Here is a 17,874-nt window from a genome sequence, read left to right as displayed (position 1 = left end):
GAGGTTTCCCGTGGCCAAGTCCCCCGCCCCCGCACCCAACGACACCCCCGTCGACCCGACGGAGATCGGCACGGGCAAGGGTCGTGCGACCCCGTCGCGCGCCGAGCAGGAGGCCGCGCGCAAGCGTCCCCTCGTCCCCGACACCAAAGAGGCGAAGGCCCGCGCGCGGGCCGACCTCGCCGCTCAGCGCGAGAAGGCCCGGATCGGTATGGCCGCCGGCGAGGAGCGCTACCTGCCGGTGCGCGACCGCGGCCCGCAGCGCCGCTTCGCGCGCGATTTCGTGGATGCCGGATGGCACCTCGGCGAGGGCGTCATGCCGTTCATGGTCCTCGTCATCGTCGCGACGCTCATCCCCATGTCGATCTTCCAGTACTGGTCGTTCGTGGCGCTGTGGATCTTCATCCTGTTCGTCGTGGGCGACATGATCATCACCTCCATCCGTGTGAAGAAGGCCGCGAAGGAGAAGTTCGGCGAGAGCCGAATCGAGAAGGGTCTCGGCTGGTATGCCGCGATGCGCACCGTGCAGATGCGCTTCATGCGTCTGCCCAAGGCCCAGGTCAAGCGCGGGCAGTACCCGGTCTGATCTCACCCGATTCCGCGAGCGGCGCGCCTTCGGGCGCGCCGCTTCGTCTTTCCGCCGGCGAGGCAGGCAGCGGATGTCCAGACCATGCCGCGTGGACGGGACCGCAGGGACGTGCCGGGGCAACCTACCGCGCGGGCAGGGAGTCGAAGAGCGACCGACGGCGTCAGCGGCCGCGCGAGAGGCCGCGGTTGATCTGGCGGGCCCAGAGGGGTCCGCGGTAGAGGAATCCGGTGTAGCCCTGCACGAGGGTCGCGCCGGCGGCGAGACGCTCGCGCACATCGTCGGCGGTCTCCACTCCCCCGGCTGAGACGACCACGAACTCCGCCGGAACGGCCTCGCGGACGAGCCGCAGCACCTCGGCCGCGCGCGCCTTGAGCGGGGCACCCGACAGACCGCCGGCGCCCGCGGCCTCGACCGTCGCGGCATCCGTGTGGAGTCCCGAGCGCTCGATGGTGGTGTTAGTGGCGATGATGCCCGACAGGCCCGCATCGACGGCCAGGCGCGCAATGTCCTGCACCTCGGTGTCGTCGAGATCCGGCGCGATCTTGACCAGGAGCGGAGTGTCGCCCGCGGCATCCCGCACGGCCGTCAGGAGCGGACGAAGGGTCTCGACCGCCTGGAGTCCGCGCAGCCCGGGCGTATTGGGCGAGGAGACGTTGACCACGAGGTAGTCGGCGAGGGGCGCGAGCATCTTGGCGCTGCGGACGTAATCGGTGGTGGCATCATCGACGGCGACCACACGGCTCTTGCCGATGTTCACACCGATCACCGGGCGCGTGCGCGACCGACGGAGGCGCCGGAGCTTGGCGGCGGCCGCAGCCGCGCCGTCGTTGTTGAAGCCCATGCGGTTGACCACGGCACGGTCGGCGACGAGGCGGAACAGACGCGGCTTGGGGTTGCCCGGTTGCGGCAATGCCGTGACGGTGCCCACCTCGACATGGCCGAACCCGAGGGCGCCGAGCCCTCGCCCCATCGTGACGTTCTTGTCGAAGCCCGCCGCCACACCGAACGGCGAGGCGAAATCCAGCCCGAGTGCCCGCACGCGCTGATCGGGTGCCGGGGACGTGAAGCGGCGGAGCACGGATGCCACCGGCTCGATGCCCGCGGCACGGATGACGAGCGCGCCGAGGTGGTGGGCGAACTCGGGATCGAGGCGGGTGAGGACCGTGCGGAAGAGAAGGGGATACATCACCGTCAGGCTACTGGACGCCCGTCGAGGTCGCCGTCTGCGAGGGCGGCGTCGCGGTCGGCGTGATCCGCGCGCAGCTGCGCGATCGCCGCGTCGAAATCCTCGAGGGAGTCGAACGCCTGGTAGACGCTTGCGAAGCGCAGGTAGGCGACCTCGTCGAGATCGCGGAGCGGCCCGAGGATCGACAGACCGATCTCATTCGCCTCGATCTGCGACGACCCCGTCTGTCGGATCGCCTCCTCGACCCGCTGGGCGAGCACCGCGAGGTCGGCGTCGGTTACGGGCCTGCCCTGACACGCCTTGCGTACGCCCGACATCACCTTCTCGCGGCTGAACGGCTCGACCACGCCCGAACGCTTGATGACGTTGAGGCTCGCGGTCTCGACCGTCGAGAACCGTCCTCCGCACTTCGGGCACTGCCGGCGGCGACGGATGCTGAGGCCGTCGTCGCTCGTGCGGGAGTCGATGACGCGAGAGTCGGGGTTGCGGCAGAAGGGACAGTGCACGATTACGCCTCGAAACGCGCGGTCACGGCCTCACCGTGCGCGGGCAGCGCTTCGGCCTCGGCGAGGGTGACGATGGCATCGCGCACCTCGGACAGCGCGGCGCGGTCGTACTCGACGACCTGCTGGGGCCGGAGGAACGTCGCCGCAGACAGTCCCGCGCCGTACCGCGCCTGACCGCCCGTGGGCAGCACGTGGTTGCTGCCGGCGAGGTAGTCGCCCAGGCTCACGGGCGTGTACGGGCCGACGAAAACCGCCCCCGCGTTGACGAACTCCTCGGGCCGCGGATCGGCGAGGTGCAGCTCCAGGTGCTCGGGGGCGTAGGCGTTACTGAACGCAGTGGCCTGCGCGATGTCGTCGACCAGCACGACAGCCGACTGCGGGCCGTGGAAGGCGGCGGTCACGCGCTCGCTGTGACGCGTCGCGTCCACGCGTGCGGGAAGCGCGGCCTTCACGGCCTCGGCCAGCGCGGCGGAGTCGGTCACGAGCACGGCCGACGCCTGCTCGTCGTGCTCGGCCTGGCTGACGAGGTCGGCGGCGATCAGGTGCGGCGCGGCGCTGTCGTCGGCGACGACGAGGATCTCGGTGGCCCCCGCCTCGGAGTCCGTGCCGACGCGGCCGGCCACGGCGCGCTTTGCGGAGGCGACGAAGTTGTTGCCGGGCCCGGTGACGACGTCGACCGGGTCGAGACCGATCTCGGACACCCCGTAGGCGAAGGCACCGATGGCGCCGGCCCCGCCCATCGCGTAGACCTCGGTGACCCCGAGCAGGTGCGCCGCTGCCAGGATGACGGGGTGCACGCGCCCGCCGAACGCGGACTGCGGCGGTGAAGCGAGGGCGACTTCGCGCACGCCCGCGACTTGGGCGGGGACGACGTTCATCACGACGCTGGAGGGATAGACCGCCTTGCCGCCGGGTACGTACAGGCCGACCCGGCGCACCGGCTGCCAGCGCTGAGTGACCCGGGCACCAACGCCGATCTCGGTCACGACGGGGGCGGGCACCTGCGCGGCGGACGCCGTTCGCACCCGTTCGATAGCGGTATCGAGTGCCGCACGGATCTCGGGGGCGAGGTTGCGCAGCGCCTCTTCGAGGTGGTCGGCGGGAACGCGGATGGCGTGGTCGCTCACCCGGTCGAACCGGGCGGCCTGCTCGCGCAGGGCCGCTTCGCCGCGATGAGCGACGTCATCGACGAGACGCGCAGCCGTGGCGAGGGCTTCGTCGCGCGCGGCGTCGGCGCGCGGGACGACGGCGAGGAGTTCAGCCGGCGAGAGCACGCGGCCGCGGAGATCGATCGTGCGGAGCATGATTCCCAGGCTACCGGCCGCGCACGCGCAGCCCCGCGCGCGGCGAGCGGCTCGCAGATGGTGCTCAGTCGGTGACCGGGGCTCGTCGGCCTCTGCTCGGGGAGCCGACGAGGGCCACCTGCTCCCCGCCGGATCAGGCTACGAGGCAATCACGACCGGGTGAGCCCCGCCGAGCAAATCCGCCCGCGGAGTACACCGCGCGGATTCCACCCACGCATTCCACTCACGCATTCCACCGCGCGGATTCGGTCCCGCGAGCCGCCCCACGGATTCGGTCCCGCGAGCCGCCGCGCGCACGGCGGGCGACTCGCGGGCGATGATCAGCCGCGCGTGATTCCCGACACGTCGTGCAGGTAACCGATGCGTCCGTCGTCGTGGCGAACCACGAACGTCTCGCCCCGGTCCTCGACCACGAGAGCCCACGCCGTGGGCCCGATGTGGAAGATCGGCGTGCCGTAGTCGTCGACGATTTCTCGCTGCTCCGGAGCGAGCGCCCAGAACGCTTGCGCGTGGGGGTGCTCGTCGCGCGAGTTATGCGCATCGTGGTCGCCCGTCCGGCGCGGCTCGTCTGCCCGACGCTGCCCGTCGTGCAGATAGCCGGAGCGGTCGTGCTCGCCGTGACCATCCTCTTCGTGACGCCGGTCATCGGCGCGGTGCTCGTCGTGTAGCGGGTCGTCGAGGCCCCGATCGTCGCGGCGGGTGTCGTCGGAGAGGTGGGCATCGTGGCGCTGCCCGCCGTCCGGCTGATCGTCGCGATCCGCCCGCAGGGGCGCGAAGACGTCGGTGTCGCTGTCGTCGCCGGCGCGGGCAGGTAGCACCGTCGTGCGCGGGGCCGCCTCGTCGTGCGCGAAGTCGGTCGACCCGGTGTAGGTGCCGGGCGCGGCCCCATCGGCGCCGTGACGGGGAGAGGGCTCTTCAGCCGGGGGCCCCGAGGCGTGGTTCTCCTCGGCGCGCCGCGGAGCGCGGGGTACACGCGGAGCGCGGGGCCGGGAGACGACGGGACGGATCGGGCGGGCGCTCCGGTGCGCGGGAACCTCCTCGCGGTCCCGGAAGTCCTGGGCGAAAGGCGGGATGACGGGCCCGAAGACGGTCAGCACCATACCGGCGAGCAGAACGACTGCTTCGACCCAGATGACCCACGACCGCGTCCAGATGCCGGTCTCGTTGAAGATCACGACCGTGTCCCACACCCAGGAGACCCACACGAACGCCGAGACGGTGAAGGCGACCGAGGCGAACTGGTCGATGCCGAGCGAGCCGACACGACGGATGCCCTGGGGCGACAGGCGGCGGAGCACCAGGAGCCCCACGGCGACGGTCGGGAGCGCGACGGTGGGAATCCACCACAGTCCCGACAGCCAGACGTTCAGGCCGCCGATGAGCACGCCGGACGGCGAGTCGAGGATGTTGATCCGGAAGAACGACACGAAGAAGGCGACGACCCAGATGCCGAGAAGGGCGACTTCGCGGACGGAGAAAGGTCCGATGCCGTACTGCGGAGCATCGGCGGTGCGAGGGAGGTGGTCGTGGTCGCGTGCACCGGAGTTGGCGTGAGCGGACGCGGGAACGGAACGGTGCTCCCCTGCGTGCACGGACGAGACGGGGTGGTCGAGTGAGGGTGTCTCATCGGTGGGTGTGGCGAGACGCTCACGATCGACGGGGGCGTTCCCGTCGTGGGGGTTCTGATCGGTCACGATGATCCTTTCACCAGGGCGGCGGAGCGCCTGGTCATCATAATCACGGGCTCGTCGGCATCCGCGGGGGCTTGCAGCGACAGTTTCAGGGGCGGTTCAGCCGAGGCAGTTCGGCCCGAGCAGGCCTTTCAGTTCGCCGAAGAGGTCGGCCGTGACGCGCACGGGCATCGGCACCTCGAACACCTTGGCGGTCCCGCCTTTGTGCAGCTTGAGAACGACCTCGGTCGAGCCCGAGTGCCGGCGCAGCATCTGTGCGAGCTCACCGACCAGGGCCTCGTTCGCGCGTTGTTCCGGCACCATGAGCGTCAGACCGCCCGTTTCGTCCAGCCCCTCGAGGTCGGGCGCGAATGCGCTCTGCGCGTGCAGGTTGAGGCCGTCGTCGCGCCGCGAAACCCGGCCGCGCACGACGAGGATCGAGTCGGCCTGCAGCACCGGTGCGAACTCGGCGTAGGTCTTGCCCATGAACATCACGGTCACTTCGCCGTTGAAATCCTCGACGGTGATCATTCCGTATGGATTGCCGCTCTGCTTCGCCACGCGGTGCTGGACGCTGGTGAGCAGACCCGCCACCGTCACCTGATCGCCGTCCTGCACGTCTTCGGACGCGAGCAGATCGTGGATGGAAGTCGATGCGTGCTTGGCCAGCGGCACCTCGAGGCCCGCCAGGGGGTGATCGGACACGTAGAGCCCGAGCATCTCGCGCTCGAACGCCAGCTTGTCTTTCTTGGTCCACTCGGGTCGTTCGGGGACTTTGACGACCTGCTGCGGTTCGTCCCACAGCGAATCGAAGTCGAAGCCGACCTCGCCGTTCGCCTCCCGTCGCTTGTCGAGGACGGCACCCTCGCAGGCGTCCTCGTGCACCTCGACCAGCGCGCGCCGGGTCGACCCGAGCGAGTCGAACGCCCCGGCCTTGATCAGCGATTCCACCGTGCGCTTGTTCGCCACGTGCATCGGCACCTTCGACAAGAAGTCGTGGAAGGAGGTGTACCTGGCGTCCTGGCGCGCGGCGACGATGCCGTCGACGACGTTGGTGCCGACGTTTCGGACCGCGCCCAGACCGAAGCGGATGTCTTCGCCGACGGCCGCGAAGAAGCGGATCGATTCGTTGACATCGGGCGGCAGCACCTTGATGCCCATGCGGCGGCACTCGTTCAGGTAGACCGCCATCTTGTCTTTGGAGTCGCCGACGCTCGTCAGCAGTGCGGCCATGTACTCGGCCGGATAGTGCGCCTTGAGGTAGGCCGTCCAGTACGACACGAGCCCGTAAGCGGCGGTGTGCGCCTTGTTGAAGGCGTAGTCGGCGAACGACTCGAGCACTTTCCACAGCGTCTGCTGCGCGACGTCGCCGAAGCCCCGCTCGGTCATACCGCCGAAGAAGATCTCTTTCTGCTTGTCGAGCTCGCTCTTCTTCTTCTTACCCATGGCGCGCCGCAGCAGGTCGGCTTGACCGAGCGTGTAGCCGGCGACGCGCTGCGCGACGGCCATCACCTGCTCTTGATACACGATCAGGCCGTAGGTGGTGTCGAGGATGTCGGCGAGAGGCTCTTCGAGCTCGGGATGGATCGGCTCGATCTCTTGCTGCCTGTTCTTTCGCAGCGCGTAGTTGATGTGCGAGTTCACACCCATCGGGCCGGGACGGTACAGGGCGAGGACGGCCGAGATGTCTTCGAAGTTGTCGGGCCGCATCAGGCGCAGAAGAGAGCGCATGGGTCCGCCGTCGAGCTGGAAGACGCCGAGTGTGTCGCCTCGGGCGAGGAGTTCGTACGACGCCGAGTCGTCGAGGTCGAGGTCTTCCAACACGAGAGGGTGGCCGCGGTTGGCCTCGATGTTGTCGAGGGCGTCATTGATGATCGTGAGGTTGCGCAGCCCCAGGAAGTCCATCTTGATCAGTCCGAGGGACTCGCACGCGGGGTAGTCGAACTGCGTGACGATCTGGCCGTCCTGCTCGCGGCGCATGATCGGGATGATGTCGATGAGGGGCTCGCTCGACATGATCACGCCGGCGGCGTGCACGCCCCACTGGCGCTTGAGGTTCTCGAGACCCAGCGCGGTGTCGAACACCGTCTTGGCCTCCGCGTCGGTCTCGATGAGCGTGCGGAACTCGCTCGCCTCTTTGTACCGCGGATGCTCGGGGTTGAACATGCCGTCCAGCGGCATGTCTTTGCCCATCACGGCCGGGGGCATGGCCTTCGTGAGACGGTCTCCCATGCTGAACGGGAAGCCCAGGACGCGCCCGGCGTCTTTGAGAGCCTGCTTCGCCTTGATCGTGCCGTACGTCACGATCTGCGCCACGCGCTCGTCGCCGTACTTCTCGGTGACGTACTGGATGACCTCGCCACGACGACGGTCGTCGAAGTCGACGTCGAAGTCGGGCATGGAGACACGGTCGGGGTTGAGGAAGCGCTCGAAGATGAGGCCATGCTTGAGCGGATCGAGATCGGTGATCTTCATCGCGTACGCGACCATCGACCCCGCCCCCGAGCCACGGCCCGGCCCCACGCGGATGCCGTGGTCTTTGGCCCAGTTGATGAAGTCGGCGACGACGAGGAAGTAGCCCGGGAACCCCATCTGGAGGATGACGTCGGTCTCGTACTCGGCCTGCTTACGCACGTCGTCCGGGATGCCGTCGGGGTAGCGGTCGCGGAGGCCGTTCTCGACCTCTTTGATCATCCAGCTGCCCTCGGTCTCGCCCGCGGGGACCGGGAAGCGCGGCATGTAGTTCGCCGAGGTGTCGAATTCGACCTCGCATCGCTCGGCGATGAGCAGGGTGTTGTCGCACGCCTCGGGGTTGTCGCGGAACACCTGGCGCATCTCGGCCGGCGACTTGACGTAGTAGCCGTCGCCGTCGAACTTGAAGCGCTTGGGGTCGTCGAGCGTCGACCCCGACTGCACGCACAGCAGAGCGGCGTGGCTCGTGGCGTCGTGCTGGTGGGTGTAGTGGAGATCGTTCGTGCCGACGAGCGGAATGCCGAGGTCTTTCGAGATCTTCAACAGGTCGGTCATGACCCGCCGCTCGATCGACAGGCCGTGGTCCATGATCTCGGCGAAGTAGTTGTCTTTGCCGAAGATGTCCTGGAACTCGGCCGCCGCGGCGCGCGCGGCGTCGTACTGACCGAGGCGGAGCCGGGTCTGCACCTCGCCGGATGGGCAGCCGGTGGTGGCGATGAGCCCCTTGCCGTACGTCTGCAGCAGCTCGCGGTCCATGCGGGGCTTGAAGTAGTAGCCCTCCATGCTCGCCCGGGACGACAGGCGGAACAGGTTGTGCATTCCCTCGGTCGTCTCGGACAGGAGCGTCATGTGCGTGTAGGCGCCGGAACCCGAGACGTCGTCGCCCTGCTGCTCGGGGGTGCCCCACCGCACCCGCGCCTTGTCGGAGCGGTGCGTGCCGGGGGTGACGTAGGCCTCGATGCCGATGATGGGCTTGATGCCGGCGTCTTTCGCGGTCTTGTAGAACTCGTAGGCCGCGAAGGTGTTGCCGTGGTCGGTCACCGCGATGGCCGGCATGCCCAGTTTGACGGCCTCTTGCACCATCGGGCCGATGCGCGCGGCGCCATCGAGCATCGAATACTCGCTGTGCACGTGAAGGTGAGCGAAGGAGTCTGCTGCCACGTATCGAGTGTACGTTCGGCCTCCGACATCGCTCCCTGATGTTCGGGGCGGACGCCCAGTCGGCGATGACCGCCGCGCGCGGCTCGGCTACGGTGGGCGCGTGCCCACCCCTGACTTCGTGCTGGAGCTCCGCCGTCACATCGGCATCCGTCCCCTCCCTCTCGTGGGGGTGACCGCGGTGATCGTGCACGACGGCCAGGTGCTGCTCGGCCGCCGCAGCGACACCGGGCGGCTCACGCCGATCACGGGCATCGTCGACCCGGGAGAAGAACCCGCCGACGCCGCCGTCCGCGAGGCGGAGGAGGAGGCGGGGGTGCGTATCCGCGCCGAACGGCTCGCGTGGGTGCACCAGATCCCGCGGGTCACTTACGCCAACGGCGACCAGAGCGACTACCTCGACCTGACCTTCGCGTGCCGGTGGATCTCGGGCGAACCCGTGCCGGTGGACGGGGAGATGACCGAGGTGGGGTGGCATCCGGTGTCGGAGGTCGAACGGATCATGGATGCCGAGATGGCGTCGCGCGTGCGCGCAGCCCTGGCGGAGGGATCGACGCGGTTCGAGGGCGGGCGCTGAACGCTAGAGTTCCCGCCGCATGAGGACGCGCGGGAATCCGGCCAGCACCGACGTGGTCTGCGCCGCGAGCACGAAGCCGGACGCCTCGAACAGCCGCTTCGTGCCGACGTACGCCATGGTCAGGTCGACCTTCGCGTCGCCGTTGTCGACGGGGTAGCCCTCGACCACCGGTGCGCCGTTGTCACGGGCGAACGCGACGGCTCCGTCGAGGAGGGCGTGCGAGACGCCGCGGCCGCGATGACCGGGCCGCACCCGCACGCACCAGATGCTCCAGACGTCGCGACCATCGACGTACGGGATCCTTCGGTTGCGCGCGAACGAGGTGTCGCGACGCGGGTGCACGGCCGCCCACCCGACCACCTCGTCGCCCTCGTAGGCCAGCACGCCGGGGGGACCCTCCGACAGCAGGTCGCGGACCCGCTCCCCGCGATCGAGGCCTTTCAGCGCCACATTCTCTTTGGATGGGATGCGGTAACTGAGACACCAGCAGACCGACGCGTCCGGGCGCTTGGGGCCGACCATCGTCGCGATGTCGTCGAAGTCGGTCGCGGCCCGCACCCTGATGTCCACCCGACCCAGGGTGCCGCACTCGGTTGTCTGGGGGAAGACGCGGCCTCAGGCTCCGTCGCCGAGGATCTCCAGCGCGCGCGCCAGATCGGGCGGGTACGGCGACTCGAACGAGACCCACTCCCCCGAGCCGGGGTGCGTGAAGGCGAGCCGGTGGGCGTGCAGCCACTGGCGGGTCAGCCCCAGGCGCGCGGACAGCGTGGGGTCGCCCCCGTACAGCGGATCGCCCGCGCACGGGTGCCGGTGAGCGGCCATGTGCACGCGGATCTGGTGGGTGCGGCCCGTTTCGAGGTGGATTTCGAGGAGTGACGCCCGGGGGAAGGCCTCGAGGGTCTCGTAATGCGTGATCGAGTCTTTGCCGTCGGGCGTGACGGCGAATTTCCACGAGTGGTGCGGATGCCGCCCGATCGGCGCGTCGATGGTTCCGCTGAGCGGATCGGGATGCCCCTGAACGACCGCGTGGTAGATCTTCTCGACCTCGCGCTCTTTGAAGGCGCTCTTGAGCAGCGTGTAGGCATGCTCGGTCTTGGCGACGACCATGAGACCGCTCGTCCCCGCGTCGAGGCGGTGGACGACACCACGTCGCTCGGCCGGACCGCTCGTGGCGATGCGGAAGCCCGCCGCCGCCAGCGCGCCGAGGACCGTGGGGCCCTCCCAGCCGAGCGAGGGGTGCGCGGCCACGCCCGCGGGCTTGTCGACGACGACGATGTCGTCGTCGTCGTGCACGATGCCGAGGTCGGCAACGGCGACCGGCACGATCTCGGGCTCGCGCTTGGGCTCCCATTCCACGCTCAGCCAGGTGCCCGCGCGGAGGCGATCGGACCGTCCGGCGGGGCGACCGTCGACGCTCACTCCCCCGGCGTCGGCGACCTCGGCCGCGAACGTGCGCGAGAAGCCGAGCATCTTTGCCAGCGCCTGGTCGATGCGCGTTCCGTCGAGCCCGTCGGGGACGGGCAGGCTCCGCGACTCCATGTCAGCGGGTGCCCTGCTCGGGCGACGGCTCGACTTCGCCGTCGGCAGCGGCATCGGCCCCGGCCGCCCGCGACGCGCGGGTCTCGCGCGTGCCGTCGAGCCGGAGCCCCACCAGCACGAGGATGGCGACGGAGATCATCATCGACACGATGAAGATGTCGGCGACGTTGTAGATCGCGGGCATCATCCAGGGGGTCGAGATGAAGTCGACGACGTGCCCGACAGGGAACCCCGGCTCGCGCACGAGACGGTCGGTGAGGTTGCCCAACACTCCGCCGAGGAGCAGGCCGAGGACGACGGCCCACAGCCGCGATCGCACACGCCGCAGGGCGAGGAAGACGATGACGCCGGCGACGACGGCCAGCGCGATCGTGAACACCCACGTGACGCCCTCGCCGAGCGAGAAGGCGGCACCGGGGTTGCGGACGAGGTAGAACTGCAGGGCTTCGCCCAGCACCGGTACGACGCGCTCCGGGGGAAGTGTGTCGATGGCGACGGTCTTCGCCAACTGGTCGGCGGCCAGCACCAGCACCGCGAGTATCGCGATGACGATGCCGGCCGCCGCCGGACGCAGAGGAGAACGACTGCGCAAAGAGTGGTCCTACAGACCGATCGCCGACACCGGCGTCGAGCCCGAGGACGTCGCGGTGGTGTCGAGGTCGCGGAGCTGACCCTCGATGTACGAACGCAGCTGCGAGCGGTAGTCGCGCTCGAAGTTGCGAAGCTCGGTGATGCGACCCTCGAGCGTCACACGCTCCTTCTCGAGACGGGCGCGCTCTTCGCGGCCCTTCTGCTCGGCCTCGGCGACGATGGACGCCGCCTGCGCCTGCGCGTCGCTGACGAGTTGGTCGCGCTGCGCGCGGCCCTCGGCGACGTGCTCGTCGTGAAGGCGCTGTGCCAGCTCGATGATGCCGGCGCTCTGGGCGGCGGGCTCGATGTCGGGGGTCGGCGTCGACGCGACAGGGGCAGGCGCGGGAGCCTCTTCGACGGCGGGCTCCGCAGCGGCGGGCTCGGCGACCGGGGCCTCGGTGGCGGCGGGGGTGGCCTCGCCGGACTCGTAGGCTGCGAGCTTGTTCTTCAGCTCGTCGTTCTCAGCGATCGTCTTGCGCCATTCGACGACGATCTCGTCGAGGAAGTCGTCGACCTCGTCGGGGTCGAAACCCTCTTTGAAACGCACGTGCTGGAACTGCTTGGTGACGACGTCATCGGGGGTCAGTGCCATGGTGATTCCTCTTTCGAGAGCTCTGATGAAGAAGGGGTGGGGGTGTCGCACCGAGGCGTACCGCTTCGGAACAGCATAGCCGCCGCCCCTCCACAGTGTCGAAGTGCACTGTCGAAGTGACGGCGGCGATGCGGATCACGCGGCCGCGAGGGACCGGGTGACGCTGAGCAACAGGAAGCAGACGAACATCACGATCGCGAAACCGAAGTCGATCGCGATCCCCCCGATGCGCAGGGGCGGGATCACGCGACGGATCAGCTTGATAGGCGGATCCGTGACCGTGTAGACGATCTCGGCGAGGACCAGGGTGGCGCCGCGCGGGCGCCACTCCCGGTTGAACATCGGGATGTACTCGAGCACGAGGCGCGCGAGCAGGATCACGATGTAGATGAACAGGATGACGCTGAGAATGGAGCCGACCAGGCTCAGGACGGCCACGACGCGTTACTGGGACACGAAGGGCGCACCCTCGGGGTCGGCCTGCGCGATCGCACCGTCGCCGGAGACGGCGATATTCTCGGGCGAGAGCAGGAACACCTTGCTCGTCACCCGCTCGATGCGTCCGTACAGCCCGAGCGAGAGTCCGCTCGCGAAGTCGATCAGGCGACGTGCGTCTGCGTCGCTCATCTGCGACAGGTTGATGATGACCGGAATGCCCTCGCGGAAGTTCTCGGCGATCGTCTGCGCGTCGCGGTACTGCTTGGGGTGCACAGTGAGGATCTCGCTCACGGGCCCGGCAGTGGGCTGACGCACCACAGCGGGGCGGTGCAGGGGGGTCACCGGCGCGGCCTTCTCGATGGGAGCAGCAGTCTGTGCGGGCTGCTTGCGCGCGATGGGCTGCGGCGCTGTCTCCTCATAGGTCTCTTCCTCGTCGGCGAGGCCCAGGTACACCATCGTTTTCTTGAGGGGGTTCGACATCGCATCCTCCGTTCGCTCGTCTGGTTCGAGGCTAGTCGCGCGGGGGCCTCGGGCCCGTGATTGCAGAACCGATCCGCAGGTGTGTCGCGCCCATCGCGATCGCTTCGGGGAAGTCGCCCGTCATCCCCGCCGAGATCCACTCGGCATCGGGTACGACCGCGCGCACCGCGTCGGCCGACCGGCGCAGTCGTTCGAATGCCCGCGCGGGTTCTTCGTCGAGCGGCGCGACCGCCATGACACCGCGCAGGCGCAGGGTCGAAAGACCCGCGACGTGGGCGGCGAGCTCTTCGACAGCGCTCGGGTCGACCCCGCCGCGGCCCGTGTCGTCGGTGAGGTTCACCTGGAGCAGCACGTCGAGCAGGCCGTCACCGTCGGCGCCGTCGAGCGCCTCGGCGATGCGTGCGCGGTCGACCGAGTGCACGGCATCCGCCGCCGCCCGCACGGCCCGCGCCTTGTTCGTCTGCGCCTGGCCGATGAAGTGCCATCTCAGATCCGGAATGCCGTGCAACTGGGCGCGCTTGGCGGTGAGCTCCTGCTGACGGTTCTCCCCCACGTCGCGCACGCCCAGGGCATGCAGCTCGGACACGAGCGTTGCGGGGTGGAACTTCGTGACGACGATCCGGGTGATGGCTGCGGCGTCGCGGTGCGCCGCGCGGGCGGCATCCTGAATGCGCTCGTCGACGGCGGCGAGACGGTCGGCCAGGGCGGTGTCCATGAGGCTCCTTCGACGACGAGAGCGGGCCCGGTGGAGACCGGACCCGCTTTCGTCGGAGAGATCGTGCGTGCTTACTTCAGGAAGTCGGGCACGTCGAGGTCGTCGTCGGCGTAGCCGTTGTCGTAGGAGGTCTCAGGCACGCGCGCGGTGACGGGTGCCAGCTCCGGGCGACGCTCGGGGGCGCGTTCGGTCGCGGCCTTCTGCTCCTCGGCCGCGTCGAGGTCGCGGGCGACGTCGTCGGCGGGGATTGCGGGCAGCACAGGGGTGGATGCCGGACGCTGGGCGCCCACGGGTTCGATGCGCAGCGAGGGCCCGCCGCCGTCGAAACCGGCGGCGATCACGGTGACGCGCACCTCGTCGCCGAGGGTGTCGTCGATGACCGTACCGAAGATGATGTTCGCCTCGGGGTGGGCCGCTTCCTTGACGAGCTGGGCGGCGTCGTTGATCTCGAAGATGCCGAGGTTCGATCCGCCCTGGATCGACAGCAGCACGCCGTGCGCGCCTTCGATCGACGCCTCGAGGAGAGGGGATTCCACGGCGAGCTCCGCGGCCTTGATGGCGCGATCCGCGCCGCGGGCGGAGCCGATGCCCATGAGGGCCGAACCTGCCCCCTGCATGACGCTCTTCACGTCGGCGAAGTCGAGGTTGATCAGACCCGGCGTGGTGATCAGGTCGGTGATGCCCTGGACACCCGCGAGCAGAACCTGGTCGGCGGTGGCGAAGGCCTCGATCATCGAGATGCCGCGGTCGCTGATCTCGAGGAGGCGATCGTTGGGCACGACGATGAGGGTGTCGACCTCTTCCTTCAGGCGTCCGACACCGGCCTCGGCCTGGCTCTGCCGACGGCGACCCTCGAAGGAGAAGGGCTTAGTGACGACACCGATCGTCAGCGCGCCGATCGACTTGGCGATCTTCGCGACGACCGGTGCGCCACCGGTGCCCGTGCCGCCGCCCTCGCCCGCGGTGACGAAGACCATGTCGGCGCCGCGCAGGGCCTCTTCGATCTCCTCCGCGTGGTCTTCGGCGGCGCGACGGCCGACCTCGGGGTCGGCGCCCGCGCCGAGACCCCGGGTGAGCTCACGTCCCACGTCGAGCTTGACGTCGGCGTCGCTCATCAGCAGCGCCTGCGCGTCGGTGTTGATCGCGATGAACTCCACGCCACGAAGGCCGAGCTCGATCATGCGATTGACGGCGTTGACGCCGCCGCCGCCCACACCGACGACCTTGATCACGGCGAGGTAGTTCTGGTTGTGGCTCATGCCGGCCTCCGTTTGTCCCCGAACCGAAACTCTAAACCTCATGTTGAGGGTTAAAGAATTGCCCGGTATGCAATTCCTTAGCTCGAAGGTAGGTGGCGGATCGGATGCCGCTCGCCCGACACGCGGCGTGTCGGACTATCGCCTCGCAGATCCGCGGCGGACGCCCGGGCCCACGCTCGTGGAGGACGCGCGACAGGGGTGGCGCCCGCCCGTCGACCTCGGCGCACGACGGCCGCGGGGCCTGCCCGGGCACGACGCCGGCCTCCGCCCGCCCGCGCACGACGCCGGCCACGGCGATCGACCCCCACCGCGTCGGAGCGCGACGTCGTCTTCGCCTACGAACGGACGACGCCCGCGTCCGGAGAGGTGACGTCGTACTCCCTGGCGCGGTCGGGCGGGCTCTTCTGCATCAGCCGATCGAGCACGAGAGCCTTCTCGGCCGAGCGCTCAGCGCTCCCCCACACGACCGTCGACCCCGAGGCACCCAGCGTCAGGGTGACGTCGTCCGGAGTGGATGCCGAGACCCCCGTCACCTGCGCACGAACCGCGTCGGGGAGGGCCCGCACGACCCGCCCGGCCGCGTGGAACGCCGCCGACCCCGTCCCCTCGGCGATGTCGAGCACGGGTTGGCCGGCCGGGGCGTCGGGGGTGGTCGACAGGGCGACACCGGCGGCATCCACCACCGTGAAACCCGCTGCGCCCTGCATGGCCCCGATGGGGGTGCGCTCGACGATGTTCACCACGAGATCGTGCGGCGGCCGGGCCTCGAGCGTGTAGGACTCCACGAGCGGGAAGCGCACGAGGGCCGCCTTCACCGCGCTGTCGTCGACGAGCGCGAGAGGGGTTCCGAGCTGCCCGACGAGCGCATCGGTGACGGCGGCAGCGTCGAGCTGCGACGTGCCGACGACGTCGATGCGCTCGACCGCGAAGAGCGGCGAGTAAGCCGCGCCCGCGGTGCCGGCCACGGTGAGGAGGATCGCCGCACCCACGCCGATCCAGAGGTTGCGACGGCGACGACTGCGCACCGTGAACCGCTTGACCTCGGCCGACAGCGCGCGACGGCGGGCGCGCGACGCCCGCAGCACGTCGCGGAAGCCCGCACCCGCGAGGGCCGGCTCCGATACGGCATCCGCCGTCTCCTGGCGCACGAGCGGTGTCACCGGTGCGGCGCCGACGATCGAGGCGTCCTGGTGCTGCGCGGCACGTTCGGCCCGCGCGGCGGGGCGGACGGACTCCGGCTGCTGCGGAAGGGGCGAGGGCCGCTTCACGCTCAGACCGCCGCGGCCTCGGTGCGCGAAAGCGCGTCGAGCACCTGCGGGATGATCTGGTAGACGTTGCCGCAGCCGAGGGTGATGACGTAGTCGCCCGGGCGGGCGATGCGAGCGGTGTAGTCCGCCGCCGCCTGCCAGTCGGGCACGTAGTGCACGTGCGCGGGATCCGCGAACGCGCCGCTCACCAGCTCGCCCGTGACCCCGGGCACCGGGTCTTCGCGGGCACCGTACACGTCGAGCATGACGGTGTGGTCGGCGTGGGACTCGAGCACCTCGGCGAACTCGCGGTACATCTCCTGCGTGCGCGAATACGTGTGCGGCTGCTGGATGGCGATCAGGCGCCCTTCACCCACGACCGTGCGCGCCGCCGACAGGGCTGCGGCGACCTCGGTGGGGTGGTGCGCGTAGTCGTCGTAGACGCTGACCCCCTGCGCGACGCCGTGCAGCTCGAAGCGGCGCACGGTTCCGCCGAAGCCCGCGACGGCGCGTGCGGCGGCGGCGAGCGAGTGCCCGAGCACGCGCAGCACGGCGACCGCGCCGGCGGCGTTGACGGCGTTGTGGGCACCGGGAACGCGCAGCTGCACGTCGATGCTCTCCCCGCCGGCGGTGAGGGTGAAGGCGACCGGCCCGTCGGTGCGGATGCCGCTGAGGCGCACGTCGGCGGAGGCATCCTCTCCGAAGGTCACCACGCCCGGGTGCGTGATGCGCTCGCGCACCGCGCGCGCACCGGGGTCGTCGGCCGAGATGACCACGGCCTCGCTCGCGGCATCTGCGAAACGGGCGAACGCGGCGTCGAACGCGTCGCGGGAGCCGTAGTGGTCGAGGTGGTCGGGGTCGACGTTGGTGATGAGCGCCACCGAGGTGTCGTAGAGCTCGAAGGTGCCGTCGGACTCGTCGGCCTCGATGACGACGAGGTCGTCGCCACCGGTACCGCTCGAGACGCCGAGATCGGCGATGACTCCCCCGTTGACGAACGTGGGCGCGATTCCGAGGGCACGGAGGGCGGTGACGATCATGCCCGTCGACGTGGTCTTGCCGTGAGCGCCGGCGACCGAGACGAGGCGGCGGCCACCGATGAGCCAGTGCAGGGCCTGAGAACGGTGGATGACGTGGAGTCCGCGCTGCTTGGCGGTGACGAACTCGGGGTTCTCGGGCCAGATGGCGCCGGTGTGCACCACCGTGTCGGCGTCGCCGAGGTGGGCGGCGTCGTGACCGACGTGGACCGTCGCGCCGCGCGCCGCGAGGTCTCGCAGGGCGGCGCTGTCGGAACGGTCGGAACCCGACACCCGGATGCCGCGGTCGAGGAACATGCGGGCGAGCCCCGACATGCCCGATCCACCGATTCCGATGAAGTGGGCGGAGGCGATGTGCTGGGGGAGGGGGAGGCTCAGGTCGGGTCTGATCATGGCGTCTGCGAGTTTACGTCGCCCACCCTGCGCACATGCCCCGGCGCGCCCGCACGGACCCTGCGAACCCCCGGGACCGTCCTGT

At 69.7% G+C, this 17,874-nt stretch carries 17 protein-coding genes; 2 read left to right on the top strand and 15 right to left on the bottom strand.

Annotation, left to right across the window (positions count from 1 at the left end; all coding sequences use genetic code 11):
* The first annotated feature begins 10 nt into the window (after positions 1-10).
* Complete coding sequence (locus ACXKZF_RS06130; protein ID WP_055957432.1) at positions 11-583, top strand: DUF3043 domain-containing protein; 573 nt, start codon at positions 11-13, stop codon at positions 581-583.
* A gap of 163 nt (positions 584-746) precedes the next feature.
* On the opposite strand, the gene ACXKZF_RS06125 is transcribed toward ACXKZF_RS06130, so the two are convergent.
* The 5 genes from ACXKZF_RS06125 to dnaE form a co-directional block, all read right to left on the bottom strand.
* Entirely contained in the window at positions 747-1,772 is a 1,026-nt protein-coding gene (locus tag ACXKZF_RS06125; RefSeq protein ID WP_488985703.1) for a quinone-dependent dihydroorotate dehydrogenase, read from the bottom strand.
* Positions 1,773-1,777: 5 nt separating this feature from the next.
* Positions 1,778-2,278, bottom strand: coding sequence for a transcriptional regulator NrdR (gene nrdR, locus ACXKZF_RS06120; RefSeq protein ID WP_055957435.1), 501 nt, complete (start codon positions 2,276-2,278; stop codon positions 1,778-1,780).
* Positions 2,279-2,280: 2 nt separating this feature from the next.
* The gene (gene hisD, locus ACXKZF_RS06115; RefSeq protein ID WP_488985702.1) at positions 2,281-3,582 is read right to left on the bottom strand and encodes a histidinol dehydrogenase; all 1,302 of its coding nucleotides are present in this window, start codon (positions 3,580-3,582) and stop codon (positions 2,281-2,283) included.
* A 320-nt stretch (positions 3,583-3,902) separates the two neighbouring features.
* Positions 3,903-5,276 carry a hypothetical protein gene (locus ACXKZF_RS06110; RefSeq protein WP_488985701.1) on the bottom strand — a complete coding sequence of 458 codons (1,374 nt, stop codon included), beginning with the start codon at positions 5,274-5,276 and terminating at the stop codon, positions 3,903-3,905.
* Between the two features lie 96 nt (positions 5,277-5,372).
* Positions 5,373-8,837 (bottom strand): DNA polymerase III subunit alpha, encoded by a 3,465-nt coding sequence (gene dnaE / locus ACXKZF_RS06105; RefSeq protein WP_055959974.1) that lies wholly within the window; start codon positions 8,835-8,837, stop codon positions 5,373-5,375.
* A 148-nt stretch (positions 8,838-8,985) separates the two neighbouring features.
* On the opposite strand from dnaE, the gene ACXKZF_RS06100 reads away from it, so the two are divergent.
* A complete protein-coding gene (locus ACXKZF_RS06100) occupies positions 8,986-9,459 on the top strand; it encodes an NUDIX hydrolase (RefSeq protein WP_243222671.1) in 474 nt (157 codons plus the stop codon).
* 3 nt (positions 9,460-9,462) lie between these two features.
* Here ACXKZF_RS06100 and ACXKZF_RS06095 read toward each other — a convergent pair whose 3' ends face one another.
* The 10 genes from ACXKZF_RS06095 to murC all read right to left on the bottom strand — a co-directional run bounded on the left by ACXKZF_RS06095 (position 9,463) and on the right by murC (position 17,789).
* Positions 9,463-10,029 carry a GNAT family N-acetyltransferase gene (locus tag ACXKZF_RS06095; protein WP_488985700.1) on the bottom strand — a complete coding sequence of 189 codons (567 nt, stop codon included), beginning with the start codon at positions 10,027-10,029 and terminating at the stop codon, positions 9,463-9,465.
* Positions 10,030-10,074: 45 nt separating this feature from the next.
* Positions 10,075-10,998, bottom strand: coding sequence for an RluA family pseudouridine synthase (locus ACXKZF_RS06090; RefSeq protein WP_488985699.1), 924 nt, complete (start codon positions 10,996-10,998; stop codon positions 10,075-10,077).
* Position 10,999: 1 nt separating this feature from the next.
* Positions 11,000-11,590 carry a signal peptidase II gene (lspA, locus tag ACXKZF_RS06085; RefSeq protein ID WP_488985698.1) on the bottom strand — a complete coding sequence of 197 codons (591 nt, stop codon included), beginning with the start codon at positions 11,588-11,590 and terminating at the stop codon, positions 11,000-11,002.
* 9 nt (positions 11,591-11,599) lie between these two features.
* The gene (locus ACXKZF_RS06080) at positions 11,600-12,220 is read right to left on the bottom strand and encodes a DivIVA domain-containing protein (RefSeq protein WP_055957456.1); all 621 of its coding nucleotides are present in this window, start codon (positions 12,218-12,220) and stop codon (positions 11,600-11,602) included.
* 135 nt (positions 12,221-12,355) lie between these two features.
* A complete protein-coding gene (locus ACXKZF_RS06075) occupies positions 12,356-12,658 on the bottom strand; it encodes a YggT family protein (RefSeq protein ID WP_055957458.1) in 303 nt (100 codons plus the stop codon).
* Positions 12,659-12,664: 6 nt separating this feature from the next.
* A complete protein-coding gene (locus ACXKZF_RS06070) occupies positions 12,665-13,138 on the bottom strand; it encodes a cell division protein SepF (protein ID WP_055957462.1) in 474 nt (157 codons plus the stop codon).
* Positions 13,139-13,169: 31 nt separating this feature from the next.
* Complete coding sequence (locus tag ACXKZF_RS06065) at positions 13,170-13,853, bottom strand: YggS family pyridoxal phosphate-dependent enzyme (protein ID WP_488985697.1); 684 nt, start codon at positions 13,851-13,853, stop codon at positions 13,170-13,172.
* A gap of 71 nt (positions 13,854-13,924) precedes the next feature.
* Positions 13,925-15,112 carry a cell division protein FtsZ gene (ftsZ, locus tag ACXKZF_RS06060; RefSeq protein ID WP_488985696.1) on the bottom strand — a complete coding sequence of 396 codons (1,188 nt, stop codon included), beginning with the start codon at positions 15,110-15,112 and terminating at the stop codon, positions 13,925-13,927.
* Between the two features lie 335 nt (positions 15,113-15,447).
* Positions 15,448-16,380 (bottom strand): FtsQ-type POTRA domain-containing protein, encoded by a 933-nt coding sequence (locus ACXKZF_RS06055; RefSeq protein ID WP_488985695.1) that lies wholly within the window; start codon positions 16,378-16,380, stop codon positions 15,448-15,450.
* 2 nt (positions 16,381-16,382) lie between these two features.
* Complete coding sequence (gene murC, locus ACXKZF_RS06050; protein WP_488985694.1) at positions 16,383-17,789, bottom strand: UDP-N-acetylmuramate--L-alanine ligase; 1,407 nt, start codon at positions 17,787-17,789, stop codon at positions 16,383-16,385.
* Positions 17,790-17,874 lie beyond the last annotated feature (85 nt).

The organism is Microbacterium sp. ABR10 (assembly GCF_057812175.1).
This window is presented reverse-complemented; position numbering and strand designations above follow the sequence as displayed.